Origin of the sequence: Pseudoalteromonas luteoviolacea NCIMB 1942 (assembly GCF_001625595.1) — a bacterium.
In the GTDB taxonomy this organism is placed as follows: Bacteria; Pseudomonadota; Gammaproteobacteria; order Enterobacterales; family Alteromonadaceae; genus Pseudoalteromonas; species Pseudoalteromonas luteoviolacea_A.
Genome location: NZ_AUXT01000002.1, coordinates 1 through 15,111 on the forward strand (window position 1 = coordinate 1; position 15,111 = coordinate 15,111).

Here is a 15,111-nt window from a genome sequence, read left to right on the forward strand (position 1 = left end):
GAAGAGCTTTAACAGCATCATCAAAGTTGAATTGAGTTGTCATGTGTCATTCCTATTTTTACCAGTTTACTGAAATAACACAGATTTTTGAACATTACCTACCTTGATGAACATTACCGAAGTTTCAAAAATTAATTACGAAAAATTGGGCTTATAATCATAAGATTCGACAGTACCTGACTGCACAAATGTGTTTAGTTTCTCTTTACGAGAAAACATTGAGTTGACCAAGTTTAATGGCACCATCTCTATTGAATTATTAAAGTCTTCCACGCCCCTATTATAAATTGTAATCGCAGCTGCTACATTTTCATTTTTATCAGCAATTTGTGCCATAAGATCCATGATAATTTGAGAAGAGCCTAATTCTGGGTAGTTTTCAGCAGTCGCTTTAAGAGAAGAGGCAACACTTTTGGCAAGCTCTTCAGCATTTTTTAATGCGTTAAGATCTATTACATTATTATCTAAGCTTGAAATGGCTTCTCTCATACTGGTAACTTTCTGAATAAAACCACTTTCAAACTCTTTAAACTCATTTGCTACTTCATGAAGCTCAGGTAATACATCTCCTTTTAATTTTTCATAAGTAATTACATCAGCCCAAGCTCTTTTAGCTCTATTCATTCTGCTAATGATGGTGTTGTGCATGATAACAATCGCCAGTACAACAATACCTAAACTAATCCAAATAATAGGGTTTTCCATATTTAACTCACTTTTTTTAAATTTTTGTTCACTTTAGAGTTTATGTAGCTTATTAGCTCTTTTGCTGTTTGAAGTTCAGCTATTTTTGGTGGGCTCTCTAAGCTATCTATAAACTCAGAAGTTTTCTTTATAGAGCCTTTAACAAAAGTTGAAGGCATGATCTTTGAAGAGAACACAAAGCATTGCTCTTCATTATTGGCTTCAAAAGCTTTGAGTGCTTTAAAGCGTTCCTCAAACTCTAGGATCACTGATGGAGTGAATAGCTTTGCAGGTAACATTTCAGACTCACACCTTACTCTGAACATGCGATTAAACTTTTTGCTAGCACTATTCCATTTACCTTTGAAGAACTTTGCGTTTATCGACAACGCAGATAAATTAGGTATTGAACTTAAGAGTCCATACTTATGGTATGTAGTTCTGGTCGTTTTTTTGGTTGTATTGCCATCGCTGTCTGTCTCTTCCTCTTCTTTAACTTCAACGTATGTGAATTGGAAAAGAGAAAATGCTTCACCGCATTCCGTCTTTGAATTGTATAACGCAGTTATATGCTGACCTTCGTCACCTTCATTAAAAACTGAGAATTTTTTCCTGAGTTCATACCAGAGTTTCTTTCCATCAAATGTTTGGCATTCTAGTTCATTCTCAATCTCTATAGCTTTGCGAAATATCTCTTTGCCAACAGACGTAGCTTGCAAAGAGCGAGTCAGAAAAATAAGCAACGAAACTATGAATACGGCACCCATTGTGAGGCTGACACTTTCTTGACTACCATCAATGAATGTTGCTGTCCCAATAATTGCTGAAAAAAGAAGTGTTCCTAAGACAATCGGTTGTTTTTTCTGATATGAATGGCTTTGACTAAACTTTTCAATAAGTGAAGCTATATGCTTGATATCTTGCTTTGTTGCAGCTTGATGTGAAAGTAGGGTTAATTTAGCTAAGTGTTCCTTTAATGGGTCTGTCATAGTTCCATCTTTAATTTTCTATCATCTGCATGATTAGATTATATTTTTTATCATTGTAAATAGGTTGTCAATATTTGGTGTGTGACCCTTATGTATGTGGATATTAGTAAAGTCTAATAGCTTGTATGAATAGAATTGACAAAAAAGGTGGAGCAAATAAACTGAAGGGTGGAACAAAAACACGCTGACTTTATTTAAGTTTTTGATTTTATTTTTTATGAGAGTAAATGGTGGCCCCACCTGGACTCGAACCAGGGACCTACCGATTATGAGTCGGGTGCTCTAACCAACTGAGCTATAGGGCCATTTTTTGCGATTGTGTTAAAACAATCTTTTGAAGCGCTGGCAGTATATGAACTTTTTACACACTTGTCACTAGCTAAAGCCGAAAAATCTAGCTTATCTTGTTCAATTGATTAATAAAAAGGCAACCGGATAAGTTCCCAATAAAGAAAAAGCCGGGGTGACCGGCTTTTTTAGCTACTGTGTCTTAAAGACCGAGCTTCTTCTCTAGATAGTGGATGTTTGTCCCACCATTTTGGAAGTTTTCATCTGCTAGGATCTTTTGATGTAACGGCGTATTTGTCTTAATGCCGTCAATCACAAGCTCATTTAGCGCGTTGCGTGCACGAGCAATAGCAACATCACGGTTTTCACCATAAGTGATCAGTTTACCAATCATTGAATCGTAGTGCGGTGGTACCGTGTAGTCAGCGTAAATGTGGCTGTCCCAACGAATACCTAGACCACCAGCAGGGTGGAAACGCGTGATCTTACCCGGAGACGGAATGAACGACTCAGGATCTTCTGCGTTAATACGACATTCAATAGCATGACCTTTGATCACTACGTCGTCTTGTGTGATTGATAAAGGTTGGCCTGCTGCAATTTTTAATTGCTCTTTGATTAGGTCTACACCTGTAACCATTTCTGTTACTGGGTGCTCTACCTGAATACGAGTGTTCATTTCGATGAAGTAGAATTCGCCATTCTCATATAGGAATTCGAATGTACCTGCACCACGATAACCGATTTCGATACACGCACGTGTACAACGGTCGCCGATGAACTTACGCATTTCTGCTGTAATACCCGGTGCTGGTGCTTCTTCAACTACCTTTTGGTGGCGACGTTGCATTGAACAGTCACGCTCACCTAAGTGAATCGCATTGCCTTGACCATCAGCAAGTACTTGTACTTCGATGTGGCGTGGGTTTTCAAGGAATTTCTCCATGTATACCATGCCATTACCGAAGAACTGATGTGCTTCTGTTTGCGTAAGAGCGATTGAATCCAATAACTCATCTTCAGAGCGAACAACACGCATACCACGACCACCGCCGCCGCCTGCTGCTTTGATGATAACAGGGTAACCGATACGTTTAGCGATTTGTACGTTGCGCTCATTGTCTTCTGTTAGTGGACCGTCAGAACCCGGAACACAAGGTACGCCGGCTTTGCGCATTGCTTCGATTGCAGAAACTTTGTCACCCATCAGGCGGATAGTATCGCCAGTAGGGCCGATAAAGATAAAACCGCTTTGCTCAACTTGGTCAGCAAAGTCAGCGTTCTCTGATAGGAAACCGTATCCTGGGTGGATAGCAACCGCATCAGTTACTTCTGCCGCAGCGATAATACGCGGAATATCAAGGTAACTTTCAGCAGCTGCTGGTTTACCGATACAAATTGTTTCGTCTGCAAGTAGAACGTGTTTAAGGTCACGATCAGCTGTCGAGTGCACAGCCACCGTTTTAATCCCAAGCTCCTTGCAGGCACGCAATACGCGAAGTGCAATCTCACCTCGGTTTGCAATGACTACTTTATCTAACATAGTGTTTGCCTTCTTGGGAATTATTCGATGATGAATAGAGGTTGATCAAACTCAATTGGCTCGCCGTTTTCAACTAGGATAGCTTTAACAGTACCTGCCTTGTCAGACTCGATCTGGTTCATCATCTTCATTGCTTCAACGATACAAAGTGTGTCGCCAACATTAACTTTAGCACCAACTTCAACATATGCTGCTGCTGTTGGAGAAGATGCAGAGTAGAAAGTACCAACCATTGGAGACTTAACTTGGTGACCCGCTGGTGTCGCCGCTTCTGCTGCAGGTGCTTCTGCTGCTGGAGCCGCAGGTGCTGCCACAGGTGCCGCCATTGCCGCTGGTACTGCAAATTGTTGAGGTTGAGCTACAACAGGCGCGCTGCTGTGACGATTGATACGTACTGACTCTTCACCTTCGGTGATCTCTAGCTCTGCAATACCTGATTCTTCTACTAGTTCGATTAGCTTTTTAATCTTGCGAATATCCATAACTTGGCCCGCCTGTTAGTTAATTTGAGTTATTTTGGTTGCGCAACTGGTCAATAGCTGCCATCAATGCGGCTTGATAGCCAGTTGCACCTAATCCACATATTACGCCTTTCGCCACATCCGAAAAGTATGAGGTGTGACGAAATGGCTCGCGTGCGTGCACATTAGAAATATGCACTTCGTAAAATGGGACGCTGATACTGAGCAACGCATCGCGCATTGCGATACTAGTGTGTGTGAAAGCTGCTGGGTTAATAATAATGCAGTCCACTTTGCCATAATGGTCGTGGATAGTATTAATCAGCTCAGCTTCACTGTTGCTTTGAAAATGAGTCAGCATCACATCGTGTTGTTCTGCGCACTTTACCAGTGACTGCATTATCTCAGCTAAGGTTTGTGTGCCATATTTATCTGGCTCGCGTCGCCCTAACATATTCAAATTGGGGCCATTTAGTACTAAAACCTTAAAATTTGCTGACATAATGCGTGAAATTCCTTTAAATGGGAAATAAATCGACTTTTCGTCTTTTGCTTTACCTAACTTAAGCGCTTGCGCGATAAATAGCAAATATTTCTCACGTTCGTGAACTATTATAGAGTGTTCGAGGTAAATAGCAGCAAAATACTGGTCTAATCAGACATAAAGTGCCGCCTACTTGATGGCCAAACTCAAGTAGGCGTGAGGAAGGGAAAGGAATTTACTGGTAATCGCGCACTTTACGTAGGTGTTCGGCAAAGTCTTCGGCGTTCATAAAGCCAGTTACGCGAAGTTCAGGGATTTCATTGCCTTCTTTGTCGAAGAACAACATACTTGGTAAACCAAAGACCGTGAAATAGTCCATGATCTCAAAAGTCGTATCGTTACTTTCTGTCAGATCCAGCTTTAATAACTCAAAATGCTGGAACTCTTTTTGTACTTCAGCTTCTGGGAACGTATATTTCTCAAACTCTTTACATGCGACACACCAATCAGCATAAAGATCCACAACGGCAATCTGACCCTGTTGGTTGGCTTTTGCAACCTCGGTATTCAGACCATCGAGCCCTTCAATGAGTCTAAACTTCTTCTCTTCCAGTTGTGTGCTCACCACTGTCGCTTGGGAAACCGGCTGTTTGAATAGCACTGACTGAGCCATTAAAAAGGCCGTGACAAACAAAGTCATGGACATCGCCCACAAAATTGTTTTGCCTTTACCTTGTTGCTGGCCACTTTGCCAGTAATGTAGATATAGCGCTGTGGCAATGGCAAGCACCGATGCCAGCATGACAATGATGTCGAAGTCTAAAATACGCTCAAGCAAAATTAGAGGTACAAATAGCATCAAGAAACCGAATAGGGTTTTAACTTGCTCCATCCAACCGCCAGCTTTAGGGAGTAACTTGCCACCAGACGTACCTAGTAGAAGCAGTGGCAGCCCCATACCTAAACTCAATGCATATAAAGTTAAACCACCAACAAGGTAGTCGCCACTTTGTGCAACATAAAGTAATGCAGCTGAAAGCGGCGCCGTCGTACAGGGGCTGGCGATAAGGCCTGAAAGAACACCCATCATAAATACGCCGGTATAATTACCACCTTTTTGTTGATTGCTGATCTCAGTTAGTTTGCTCATCATGCCATTCGGTAAACGCAGTTCAAACCAACCAAACATAGCAAAGGCTAAAATAATGAATAAGATACTGAAGCTAATCAGTACAGCAGGATGTTGAATATAGCCTTGGATATGGCCACCAAAATACGCAACCACTAAACCTAGGGCTGCGTATGTAACCGCCATGCCTTGCACATAGACAAAAGAAAGAGAGAAGGCTTTTTTGGTCGAAAGGTTCTTTTGGCCCGCAATCAAACTAGACAAAATAGGGAACATTGGGAAGACACATGGCGTAAATGCTAACAACACTCCCACTAAAAAGAATGCACCTAGGTTGGCGGCAAAGCTCTGTTGCGCCAAACGTTCATTAAACGATAATTCGTCGTCATCTTGTTGCGCGAGCGTTAATACTTGTTTTTTCTGTTGTGTCGTATCTGTAGTCGGTGCTGATACGGTTACAGCATCACTTGAGCCTCCAAATGCAGTTAATGGAATTTCAATAATCTCAGGTGGGTAACAAAGCCCTGCTTCAGCACAGCCTTGGTAACGCACTTTTACCATGGCGTCTTGACCTACATTTGACAACTTAGAAACCACTGAAAGTTCGTCAAAATAAACTTCGGTGCGGCCAAAAAACTCATCTTCGATCATTTTGCCTTTTGCAAGCTCAGGCACTTTTATTTCCGCCCCTTTGCCTACAAACTCAAGTTTATGCTTGTAGATGTAGTAGCCTGGCGCAATGTCCCAACCGGTAAACAGCACACTACCTTGTTGGTCAAAGTCGAACTGAAAGGCTTGGTCGACGGGTAAAAATGTTTGTTGCTGTGGTGCCAGTAAGCTATCTAGCATATTGTTATTGGCCTGAGCCTGAAAGCTACCTATAAACAGCAGCGTAAAAAAAGAAAAAACAAGCGTCGTCAGTCGCATTAATTCAGTACCTCTTCCATCCAGTTAAAGTATTGTTGTGCACCATCGGTTATTTCTATGACCTGTACTTCAGGCACATCGTAACTATGCTCTGTTTGGATCACTTCAATGACATCATTAACCAGTGCGGATTTCGTTTTGATCAGTAATTTAAATTCGTCACTTTGTGTGACTTCTCCTTGCCACATGTAGATTGACTCTAATTGGGGCAATATGTTCACACAAGCTGCTAATTTATTTAACACTAAATGCGCTGCGATGTGCTTTGCATTATCTTTGCTATCACAAGTCGTCATGACTAATCTGTATGGAGTACTCATCGTATTTTGCCGACTATTTCGTTGTGCCCATATAGTATCGAAAGACAACTTGGATCCCAAGGTGTGCTCGTTGAGTTGCATTTATATACTCTGAACTTTCCTATTTGGCTTTGCTCTAAGCTGCAAAGTACTGTGCTGTTTAGAGCAAAATAAAAAAGCCAAAGTGTTATTGGATGCTGACCGTAAGCTTGAAATTAGACCTGAGAAGCCATACATCTATTTCAGTTTATTTGGAGAATCTATGTTTAAAGTTCTTTTTCTACTATTTATTGTTGTACCAATTGTTGAAATAGCATTGCTGATCCAGATCAGTGATGTCATTGGTGGATTTGCGACGATTGCACTTGTTATTGCTACGGCAATCCTGGGTGCTAAGCTAGTTAAGCAGCAAGGGCTTGGAGCCTATTCCAATGTACAGAAGCAGATGGCATCAGGCCAATTACCAGGCCAAGATTTATTTACTGGATTGTGTGTGATCATCGCAGGCGTATTCTTAATGACCCCAGGTATTATGACAGACGCATTGGGCTTTATGTTATTGACCCCTATGATTAGACAAAAAATTGCCAAGACCTTAATTGAACAAGCCAGCGTAAAAATGCAGAGTTCAGCTCAAGGCTTTGGCCAACAGCACACACATCAAGATACTCAAGCGCCGTTTCAAGAGCAAAAATTTGATCCTTTTGAGCGCAAAGCCCCGCAATCTGAATCTCAGTCAAACACGACTATTGAAGGTGAATATCAAAGAAAAGATTAAAATTTTTTAATTTTTCTCTTGGGTTTTAAATATCCACCCCCATCTAGAATTGCAAGTTATAAATTAATCCAGAAAGTCGTGTTGAGCGCCGCATAGTAGGGCCACGACTCACTCTGAGTAAACAGATTATTCTGTCCTTGTTCAGAAAAGTTAGGAGAACTAAATCAATGAACATTCGTCCTTTACATGATCGCGTTATTGTTAAGCGTCTAGAAGAAGAAACTAAATCTGCTGGCGGTATCGTATTGACTGGCTCAGCTGCTGAAAAATCAACTCGCGGTGAAGTTGTTGCTGTAGGTAATGGCCGCGTTTTGGACAGTGGTGAAGTAAGAGCACTAGAAGTAAAAGCAGGTGACACAGTACTATTCGGCTCATATGTTGAAAAGACTGAAAAGATCGAAGGTCAAGAATACCTGATCATGCGTGAAGACAATATCTTAGGTATTGTTGGCTAAGCAGTAGCTTGTAAGAAAAACACAGTAGCTTTTAACGAAAAGAATTTAGAGGAATAAAAACATGGCAGCAAAAGAAGTTCGTTTTGCAAGTGACGCTCGCACTAAAATGCTTCAGGGCGTAAACGTATTAGCTGACGCAGTAAAAGTAACACTGGGTCCTAAAGGTCGTAACGTAGTACTTGATAAGTCATTCGGCGCACCAACTATCACTAAAGACGGTGTATCTGTAGCGAAAGAGATCGAGCTTGAAGACAAGTTTGAGAACATGGGCGCACAGATGGTTAAAGAAGTTGCATCAAAAGCAAATGATGCAGCGGGTGACGGTACCACAACCGCGACAGTACTGGCACAATCAATTGTAAACGAAGGCCTTAAGTCTGTTGCAGCGGGGATGAACCCAATGGACCTTAAGCGTGGTATCGACAAAGCAGTTGTTGCTGCGGTTGAAGAACTAAAAGCGCTTTCTGCACCATGTGCTGATACTAAAGCAATTGCACAGGTAGGTACTATCTCTGCAAACTCTGATAAAGAAATTGGTGATATCATTGCTGAAGCAATGGAAAAAGTAGGTCGTGAATCAGGCGTTATCACGGTTGAAGAAGGTCAATCTCTAGAAAATGAGCTAGACGTTGTAGAAGGTATGCAGTTTGACCGCGGTTACCTATCTCCATACTTCATCAACAACGCTGAAAAAGGCCAAGTTGAACTAGACAACCCACACATTCTACTTGTAGACAAGAAAGTATCTAACATCCGTGAACTACTTCCTACACTAGAAGGTGTTGCTAAGACAAGCAAGCCACTTCTTATCATTGCTGAAGACCTTGAAGGTGAAGCACTGGCAACGCTAGTTGTAAACAACATGCGTGGTATCGTAAAAGTAGCTGCTGTTAAAGCGCCTGGTTTCGGTGACCGTCGTAAAGCAATGCTACAAGACATTGCTATCCTAACTGGTGGTACTGTAATTTCTGAAGAAATCGGTCTAGAGCTTGAAAAAGCGACACTAGAAGACTTAGGTACAGCTAAGCGCGTTGTTATCACTAAAGACGATACAACTATCATCGACGGTGTTGGTGAACAAGCTGCAATCGACGGCCGCGTATCACAAATCAAAGCACAGATCGAAGAAGCAACGTCTGACTACGACAAAGAAAAACTACAAGAGCGCATGGCAAAACTTGCAGGCGGTGTTGCAGTAATCAAAGTTGGCGCAGCAACTGAAGTTGAAATGAAAGAGAAGAAAGACCGTGTTGAAGATGCATTACATGCAACTCGCGCAGCGGTTGAAGAAGGTGTTGTACCAGGTGGTGGTGTTGCACTAGTTCGTGTTGCTAGCAAGATCGCAGGTCTTGAAGGTGAAAACGAAGATCAGAACCACGGTGTTAATGTTGCACTACGTGCGATGGAAGCGCCTTTACGTCAAATCGTTTCAAACGCAGGTGACGAAGCATCTGTTGTTGTTAATGCTGTTAAAGCTGGCGAAGGTAACTATGGTTACAACGCGGCAAACGGTCAGTACGACGACATGATTGAAATGGGTATCCTTGACCCAACTAAAGTAACGCGTTCTGCACTTCAGTTCGCGGCATCAGTAGCGGGTCTTATGATCACAACTGAAGCGATGGTTGCTGAAATTCCAAAGGATGAAGCGGCTGCTGCACCAGACATGGGCGGCATGGGTGGCATGGGCGGCATGGGCGGTATGATGTAGTGCGACGAGAGTCGCGTAGGTCGCTAGCCTAGCAGGACTATCTGTCAGTGAGTACTTACGTACTCACTTCCACCACCTGCAAAATTAGTAATCGACTCCGGCAATTGGGGTTTTAACGATTGCCGGAATATCACTCTAAGGAGTTGATATGTCGTGCAATTGTTTAAACAATTGGATAAATAACGAGGCTTACTAGTCATCGAACCTTTAAGTATAGATTTAAAATAAATGATTGGCACAAAGTACCCCTTTGTGTAGATGAGGACTACTGTTCATCACTCGTAGCACCTATAAGGTGTATTCATTTTATTTAACTATCACTTCATATAAATATAGGCGTATGCCTATAGCAGTTCTTATATGTTCCAAAACCAACTGGAGTTTATGACCTACGGGCATAAGCTGTTGTAATTATTGTCTCACCGTTTGTTTAGGCATTTCGGTAGCGAGACCTGTTATACGACTAACTGTAGCCTAGGGATAGTGCGATGCTGGTAACGGTATGGTGCGAAGCTTCCTGACAATGTACTTCTGCGAAAGCGGCGATTTACTCGTGAGAGTTGTCGTAATTGGCTAACAATAAGCTGGTTGAAGGCTAGGCTGGGCAATATGGTTAACGTAAGTGAACTACTGATAAACACCGTCAACCGCAAAGAGCGAAATATTGTTGATACGCTCTAACCAAAAGGTACGTGGTCGGTTAATCCTTTTACATCTGGGATTACGTCGTCATTTGACCATCGGTGAATAGGTAGAACCTAAGTTGCTCGTGTAATTACAATGGAACTCGGTAAGCCCAATTATCTGCCAGAAAATTTAATTCTTTGGCAGGTATTTCGTAAGAAATACTGTTGGATAAGTGGGTAAAGGATGTCTGACCAAGCGAATGCTGAACTGTAATGGTTCAGATAGGAGTTCGAAATTTGCTCCGACTCGAAAGGGTGCCAAATTCAGACTGGTCTTTAATTGTGTGAAGGCATGTAAAGCCATCTAATAAATTAACCCAAGAGGGGATTAGCTATCCCCGTAAGGGTTTGGCTTTTCTCCATTTTGTGGTTATGGAGGAAAGCAAGATGAGTGCGGAATGTATGTTCCAAGTACCTGCGTTCTCCCATCAGGCGCACAGCTGGCATACCATTAATTGGTATTCAATTGAGCAAAAGGTGAGAGGGCTACAAGTACGGATCGCAAAGGCGACTAAGCAACAACAGTGGCGCAAGGTGAAAGCCCTGCAACGCATGTTGGTGCGCTCGTTTGCAGCCAAAGTTTTGGCAGTTAAACGAGTAACTGAAAATCGAGGCAAACGGACTGCCGGTGTCGATGGGGAGTTATGGAGTACACCTGAAAGTAAATGGCTGGCGCTGTTTCGATTAACGCGTAAGGGCTATAAGCCCAAACCGTTGAGGCGGGTTTATATTCCTAAAGCGAACGGTAAACGCCGACCGCTTGGGATACCGACCATGCTCGACAGAGCCATGCAGGCGTTATACCTGCTGGCACTAGAGCCTGTATCGGAAACCACCGCAGACAGAAATAGTTATGGCTTTCGCCCTATGCGCTCTACAGCAGATGCGATTGAGCAATGTTTTGTGAATCTCAGTCGCAAGCATTCTGCTAAATGGGTGTTAGAGGGGGATATTAAAGGGTGCTTCGATAACATTAGTCATAACTGGCTACTTGCCAATGTCCCATTGGATAAACAAGTACTCAGAAAATGGCTAAAAGCGGGGTTTATGGAATCCGGTAAATTAAATCCGACGGAAGCGGGCACACCACAAGGAGGGATAATCTCTCCAGTGTTGGCTAATTTGGCACTTGATGGGCTGGAAACGGTACTTGAATCTCATTTTGGGAAGAAAAATACCAAAGCCAGCTACAAGACCAAGGTCAACTACGTGCGATACGCTGATGACTTCATCATTACTGGGATCTCGAAAGAGCTTTTAGAAGAGGAAGTTAAACCTCTCGTAACAGCCTTTATGGCCGAGCGAGGGTTACAGTTATCGCCCGAAAAAACGGTGATCACGCATATAGAAGACGGGTTTGACTTCTTGGGGCAAAACTTACGTAAATACCAAGGTAAGCTTTTAATTAAGCCAAGCCGAAAGAACTTACGCAACTTGCTTCATAAAGTGAAAAGCATAGTGACGGATAACAAAACAGCGGCTTCCAGTATGTTGATAGCACAACTCAATCCGGTGTTACGGGGTTGGGCTAACTATCATCGACATGTGGTTGCGAAAGAAACCTTTAACTATGTGGATTATCGGGTTTGGAAAATGTTGTGGCAATGGTGTCGAAGGCGTCATGCCAACAGGCGCAAGCGCTGGATTAAGTCTAAGTACTTTAAATCTGTGGGCAAACGCAACTGGACATTTTCCGGTATAACAATCGACGGTTTTGATAAGCGATTGATATACACCAATGACACTGTGATAAAGCGACACACTAAGATTAAAGCGGACGCTAATCCGTATGACTTAGCATTTGAAACATATTTCGAGCAGCGCCTTGAGCGAGCTTGGCGTGATTCAATGCAAGGTAAGCGTAAAGTGTTAACGCTATGGCTCAGACAACAGCATCGCTGCCCACTGTGCCGCCAGAATATTACCAAAGAAACAGGATGGAATATCCATCATATTGTGGAAAAGGTAAAAGGTGGTTCGGATGAGCTAAGTAACTTAGTGTTGTTGCATCCCAATTGTCATAGGCAATTGCATAGTAGATGCACAATTTGATTGTTATTTATTTTTGGTATATGCTTATTTCAATTTGTTATATCGGTTGTTGTATAACTTATTGCATTGATAGTTTGTAGTTTTGCCAACAATAGAATGATTTGCTTTGGAGTTTATTATGAATGAAGTAACACCCGAAAAAATCCCCGTGGAAATGGGTCAAACTGTTAACCTTGAATCACGCTCACCAATTGCAGTAACCATTACAACGATTGGTGATACAGTGATAAAGTTTACAGTTCTCGCAAATAACTCAGCAAGTGTTTATGTAGGTAGTGACATTAAAAGATTTGATATTCACCCTATAGAAAACTGCGGAGAAGAGGGATTTTTGAAGTAGTCGCCGGTCTGTACTTAGGTACTGACTTATAAAGGCTTGAGCCGTATGCGGGGAAACTCGCACGTACGGTTCTTAGGGGAGGGGTAGCCAGCAATGGCTGCTCCTTACCCGACAGTAAAAATCGGCCCAAATCGCTTTTTTGAAAAACCCTAACACATTGATGTTAGGGTTTTTTTGTGTCTGAAATTTGTTAAAGCGCCATCATTTTAGGGGTATAAAGTGGGGGATCGATTTAACGCCCATGTGTTGTAAAAAATGTGCTTTGTGCTGTTTCACACAAATAGGCTCATAATCGGCAACATGCTTAGATGGGCTAACAAGCCGATGTATAACAGCCATAAAATCGAACACAATATGCTAAAGTAAAATAGGAATACTGCCGATACTAAGGCAGTACAAAAAGGAGCTTTTATGACTATTAATTTTAATATCCACTCGGCGTCAACAACGAATACGTCAACATCAACACCTATACAACCGCTTGCTGCGCCCGTAAAAACGGAGTCAGAGCCTAATCAGGCTAAAGTTACCAAAGAGAAACAAGTATCTGATGAGCCTGTTTCTATTGCTGCATTTTCAGGTGATGCGCCGAGCAGTTCACCATACAATGCCCTACTTAATCCTGAAGGCTTTGATTTTGAGAACATGTCTATCAATGAATTTAAAGGTATTGTTGACGCAATTCGAACGTTGGAGTCTGATATAGCACGGTCGAGTGGGTATACAGGGAGCTTACGTGACACTTTTTGGTCTGATGTAATGGGGGTGAAAGGTTCTTTAGATGGCGTTAATTTTGAGGAAAAAGGTTTCAAGCCCGACGAAAAAATAAATATTATCGACTTCTTTGTAGATCATGTAGAAGGCGCGGCACAGATGGAAAAAGAGAACTACCGCTCATTTCATGGTATGTTGGGAAATGCTCAAAAGAAGCAGCAAACAGTGGCTAAAATCACTTCAGAATCTTTTCTCCAAGAGTATCAAGAGAAAGTGATCAATTTCCTAAAAAGCCAAGAAACTAAACTTGTTGATACGCAGACTTAATTAGCCTGCGTGATATAAATTAATTCTCGCTGTATTCGTAACGCACACCGCCAGTGTACTTGTACCGCCGCCATTGTTTATCAGAGTTAATCGATAGCTGCCACGAGGAAGGTATCTCCCAATATGGGTACCTCGATCAATTTCTCTGTCATCACGGTATAAAATTAACTCCATATCATGGCCATCGTAGTTTCTTTCTATTGTGAAAAAGTAAGAGTTACAAGTACTGCCAAAGCTTGAGAAACGGGTAAGAGTGATTTCTTGATCTACTTTAGCACTTGCATACTTTGTATATTTATAGGTCTCGCAGCGTCCCCATTCAGCATTTAATTCAGCGGCTCTTTGATTTACGTCTAGTTCGCCACTTTCAGAACGGTCTAGCAGCTCAGCCATAGTAATACCTTCAGCTTTAGCGACCGCTTCAGCTCTTTGAACTCATCCACCTTCGACTTGAGCATAAGATATAGCAGAAGTGCTAACCAATGTCGCTAACATAAGTGATTTTGTATGACGAGAAAAAGTGAGTGATTTTGTAACTTGACTCTTGAAAGCCATTTCTCAGAATCAAACACGGAGAAAATTTTAATTTATCTATGTTCTTATTACAATACAAGGTGGTTAAAAATTTACTTCTAATTATATGATTACTAGCATCATAACTATTTGTTATTAAATAATTTATATTGAATTGCTTCAGAGCCTTAGAACTGTTGGTTAGCGCGCTATTGATATAGCTAACGGGATGAAAAATAAATAAATTTACTCTTTATTTTACCCTAGGGGTATAAAGTGGGGTATCGCTACTTTTTCCCATGTTAACAGTTTAATAGAAACAAAAGCTTAAGTTCTACATGGGCGGTATGGTGTAGTAAAAATCGGTCCAAATCGCTTTTTATAAAAACCCTAACGCATTGATGCTAGGTTTTTTTTGTGTCTGAAATTTGCTAAAGCGTGATCATTTTAGGGGTATAAAGTGGGGTATCGATTTAACGCCCATGTGTTGTTTTTAGGCCATAAAAAATGCGCTATAAAGTTTTGCATTAGTTTCTTTTAAAGCTTAATGTTAAGCGAAGTGGGTTTGTTCTATGGGGTCTGCGGTGTTTGAACTTACTTTTTCCAATACTTTATCGAATATTAATTGTTGAATGTAGATGTCTAGGTGGATTTTTATGCACCTTTTTTAAGGTTTGCAGCATGATGTCTACAATATATTTATACATAATTAAGGTAGTGTTCAAAAATCT

General features: G+C 41.6%; 14 protein-coding genes and 1 tRNA gene. 6 read left to right on the forward strand and 9 right to left on the reverse strand.

Annotation, left to right across the window (positions count from 1 at the left end):
• Positions 1-135 precede the first annotated feature (135 nt).
• From N482_RS00415 to cutA, 8 genes are all read right to left on the reverse strand, one after another.
• Positions 136-705: a LemA family protein gene (locus N482_RS00415; RefSeq protein ID WP_063375224.1), complete on the reverse strand. Its 570-nt coding sequence runs from the start codon at positions 703-705 to the stop codon at positions 136-138.
• 2 nt (positions 706-707) lie between these two features.
• The gene (locus tag N482_RS00420; protein ID WP_063375225.1) at positions 708-1,673 is read right to left on the reverse strand and encodes a hypothetical protein; all 966 of its coding nucleotides are present in this window, start codon (positions 1,671-1,673) and stop codon (positions 708-710) included.
• Between the two features lie 228 nt (positions 1,674-1,901).
• Positions 1,902-1,978: transfer RNA gene (locus N482_RS00425), tRNA-Ile, on the reverse strand.
• Between the two features lie 185 nt (positions 1,979-2,163).
• Positions 2,164-3,504, reverse strand: coding sequence for an acetyl-CoA carboxylase biotin carboxylase subunit (gene accC, locus N482_RS00430; protein WP_063375226.1), 1,341 nt, complete (start codon positions 3,502-3,504; stop codon positions 2,164-2,166).
• A gap of 20 nt (positions 3,505-3,524) precedes the next feature.
• The gene (gene accB, locus N482_RS00435; RefSeq protein ID WP_063375227.1) at positions 3,525-3,986 is read right to left on the reverse strand and encodes an acetyl-CoA carboxylase biotin carboxyl carrier protein; all 462 of its coding nucleotides are present in this window, start codon (positions 3,984-3,986) and stop codon (positions 3,525-3,527) included.
• Between the two features lie 19 nt (positions 3,987-4,005).
• Entirely contained in the window at positions 4,006-4,467 is a 462-nt protein-coding gene (gene aroQ / locus N482_RS00440; RefSeq protein WP_063375234.1) for a type II 3-dehydroquinate dehydratase, read from the reverse strand.
• Between the two features lie 217 nt (positions 4,468-4,684).
• On the reverse strand, positions 4,685-6,505 hold the full coding sequence (locus tag N482_RS00445) for a protein-disulfide reductase DsbD (protein ID WP_063375228.1): 1,821 nt from the start codon (positions 6,503-6,505) through the stop codon (positions 4,685-4,687).
• Positions 6,505-6,825: a divalent-cation tolerance protein CutA gene (gene cutA, locus N482_RS00450; protein WP_063375235.1), complete on the reverse strand. Its 321-nt coding sequence runs from the start codon at positions 6,823-6,825 to the stop codon at positions 6,505-6,507. The genes N482_RS00445 and cutA overlap by 1 nt, the downstream gene beginning before the upstream one ends.
• A gap of 241 nt (positions 6,826-7,066) precedes the next feature.
• On the opposite strand from cutA, the gene N482_RS00455 reads away from it, so the two are divergent.
• The 6 genes from N482_RS00455 to N482_RS00480 all read left to right on the forward strand — a co-directional run bounded on the left by N482_RS00455 (position 7,067) and on the right by N482_RS00480 (position 13,867).
• Positions 7,067-7,582, forward strand: coding sequence for an FxsA family protein (locus N482_RS00455; RefSeq protein WP_063375229.1), 516 nt, complete (start codon positions 7,067-7,069; stop codon positions 7,580-7,582).
• Between the two features lie 167 nt (positions 7,583-7,749).
• Positions 7,750-8,037: a co-chaperone GroES gene (locus N482_RS00460; RefSeq protein WP_023400700.1), complete on the forward strand. Its 288-nt coding sequence runs from the start codon at positions 7,750-7,752 to the stop codon at positions 8,035-8,037.
• 61 nt (positions 8,038-8,098) lie between these two features.
• Positions 8,099-9,748 (forward strand): chaperonin GroEL, encoded by a 1,650-nt coding sequence (gene groL / locus N482_RS00465; RefSeq protein ID WP_063375230.1) that lies wholly within the window; start codon positions 8,099-8,101, stop codon positions 9,746-9,748.
• A 1,073-nt stretch (positions 9,749-10,821) separates the two neighbouring features.
• Complete coding sequence (gene ltrA, locus N482_RS00470; RefSeq protein ID WP_063375231.1) at positions 10,822-12,486, forward strand: group II intron reverse transcriptase/maturase; 1,665 nt, start codon at positions 10,822-10,824, stop codon at positions 12,484-12,486.
• Positions 12,487-12,604: 118 nt separating this feature from the next.
• Positions 12,605-12,826 carry a hypothetical protein gene (locus N482_RS00475; RefSeq protein WP_063375232.1) on the forward strand — a complete coding sequence of 74 codons (222 nt, stop codon included), beginning with the start codon at positions 12,605-12,607 and terminating at the stop codon, positions 12,824-12,826.
• A gap of 411 nt (positions 12,827-13,237) precedes the next feature.
• Positions 13,238-13,867, forward strand: coding sequence for a hypothetical protein (locus tag N482_RS00480; RefSeq protein WP_063375233.1), 630 nt, complete (start codon positions 13,238-13,240; stop codon positions 13,865-13,867).
• Here N482_RS00480 and N482_RS00485 read toward each other — a convergent pair whose 3' ends face one another.
• A complete protein-coding gene (locus N482_RS00485; RefSeq protein ID WP_231100754.1) occupies positions 13,868-14,260 on the reverse strand; it encodes a hypothetical protein in 393 nt (130 codons plus the stop codon).
• Positions 14,261-15,111: the final 851 nt, after the last annotated feature.

Bases quoted from the DNA above. Each gene is read 5' to 3' on its own strand.
- N482_RS00480 (WP_063375233.1), top strand. From the start codon at position 13,238: ATGACTATTAATTTTAATATCCACTCGGCGTCAACAACGAATACGTCA.
- cutA (WP_063375235.1), bottom strand. From the start codon at position 6,825: ATGAGTACTCCATACAGATTAGTCATGACGACTTGTGATAGCAAAGAT.
- ltrA (WP_063375231.1), top strand. From the start codon at position 10,822: ATGAGTGCGGAATGTATGTTCCAAGTACCTGCGTTCTCCCATCAGGCG.
- groL (WP_063375230.1), top strand. From the start codon at position 8,099: ATGGCAGCAAAAGAAGTTCGTTTTGCAAGTGACGCTCGCACTAAAATG.
- accC (WP_063375226.1), bottom strand. From the start codon at position 3,504: ATGTTAGATAAAGTAGTCATTGCAAACCGAGGTGAGATTGCACTTCGC.
- N482_RS00415 (WP_063375224.1), bottom strand. From the start codon at position 705: ATGGAAAACCCTATTATTTGGATTAGTTTAGGTATTGTTGTACTGGCG.
- N482_RS00475 (WP_063375232.1), top strand. From the start codon at position 12,605: ATGAATGAAGTAACACCCGAAAAAATCCCCGTGGAAATGGGTCAAACT.
- aroQ (WP_063375234.1), bottom strand. From the start codon at position 4,467: ATGTCAGCAAATTTTAAGGTTTTAGTACTAAATGGCCCCAATTTGAAT.
- accB (WP_063375227.1), bottom strand. From the start codon at position 3,986: ATGGATATTCGCAAGATTAAAAAGCTAATCGAACTAGTAGAAGAATCA.
- N482_RS00445 (WP_063375228.1), bottom strand. From the start codon at position 6,505: ATGCGACTGACGACGCTTGTTTTTTCTTTTTTTACGCTGCTGTTTATA.
- N482_RS00460 (WP_023400700.1), top strand. From the start codon at position 7,750: ATGAACATTCGTCCTTTACATGATCGCGTTATTGTTAAGCGTCTAGAA.
- N482_RS00420 (WP_063375225.1), bottom strand. From the start codon at position 1,673: ATGACAGACCCATTAAAGGAACACTTAGCTAAATTAACCCTACTTTCA.
- N482_RS00485 (WP_231100754.1), bottom strand. From the start codon at position 14,260: ATGGCTGAGCTGCTAGACCGTTCTGAAAGTGGCGAACTAGACGTAAAT.
- N482_RS00455 (WP_063375229.1), top strand. From the start codon at position 7,067: ATGTTTAAAGTTCTTTTTCTACTATTTATTGTTGTACCAATTGTTGAA.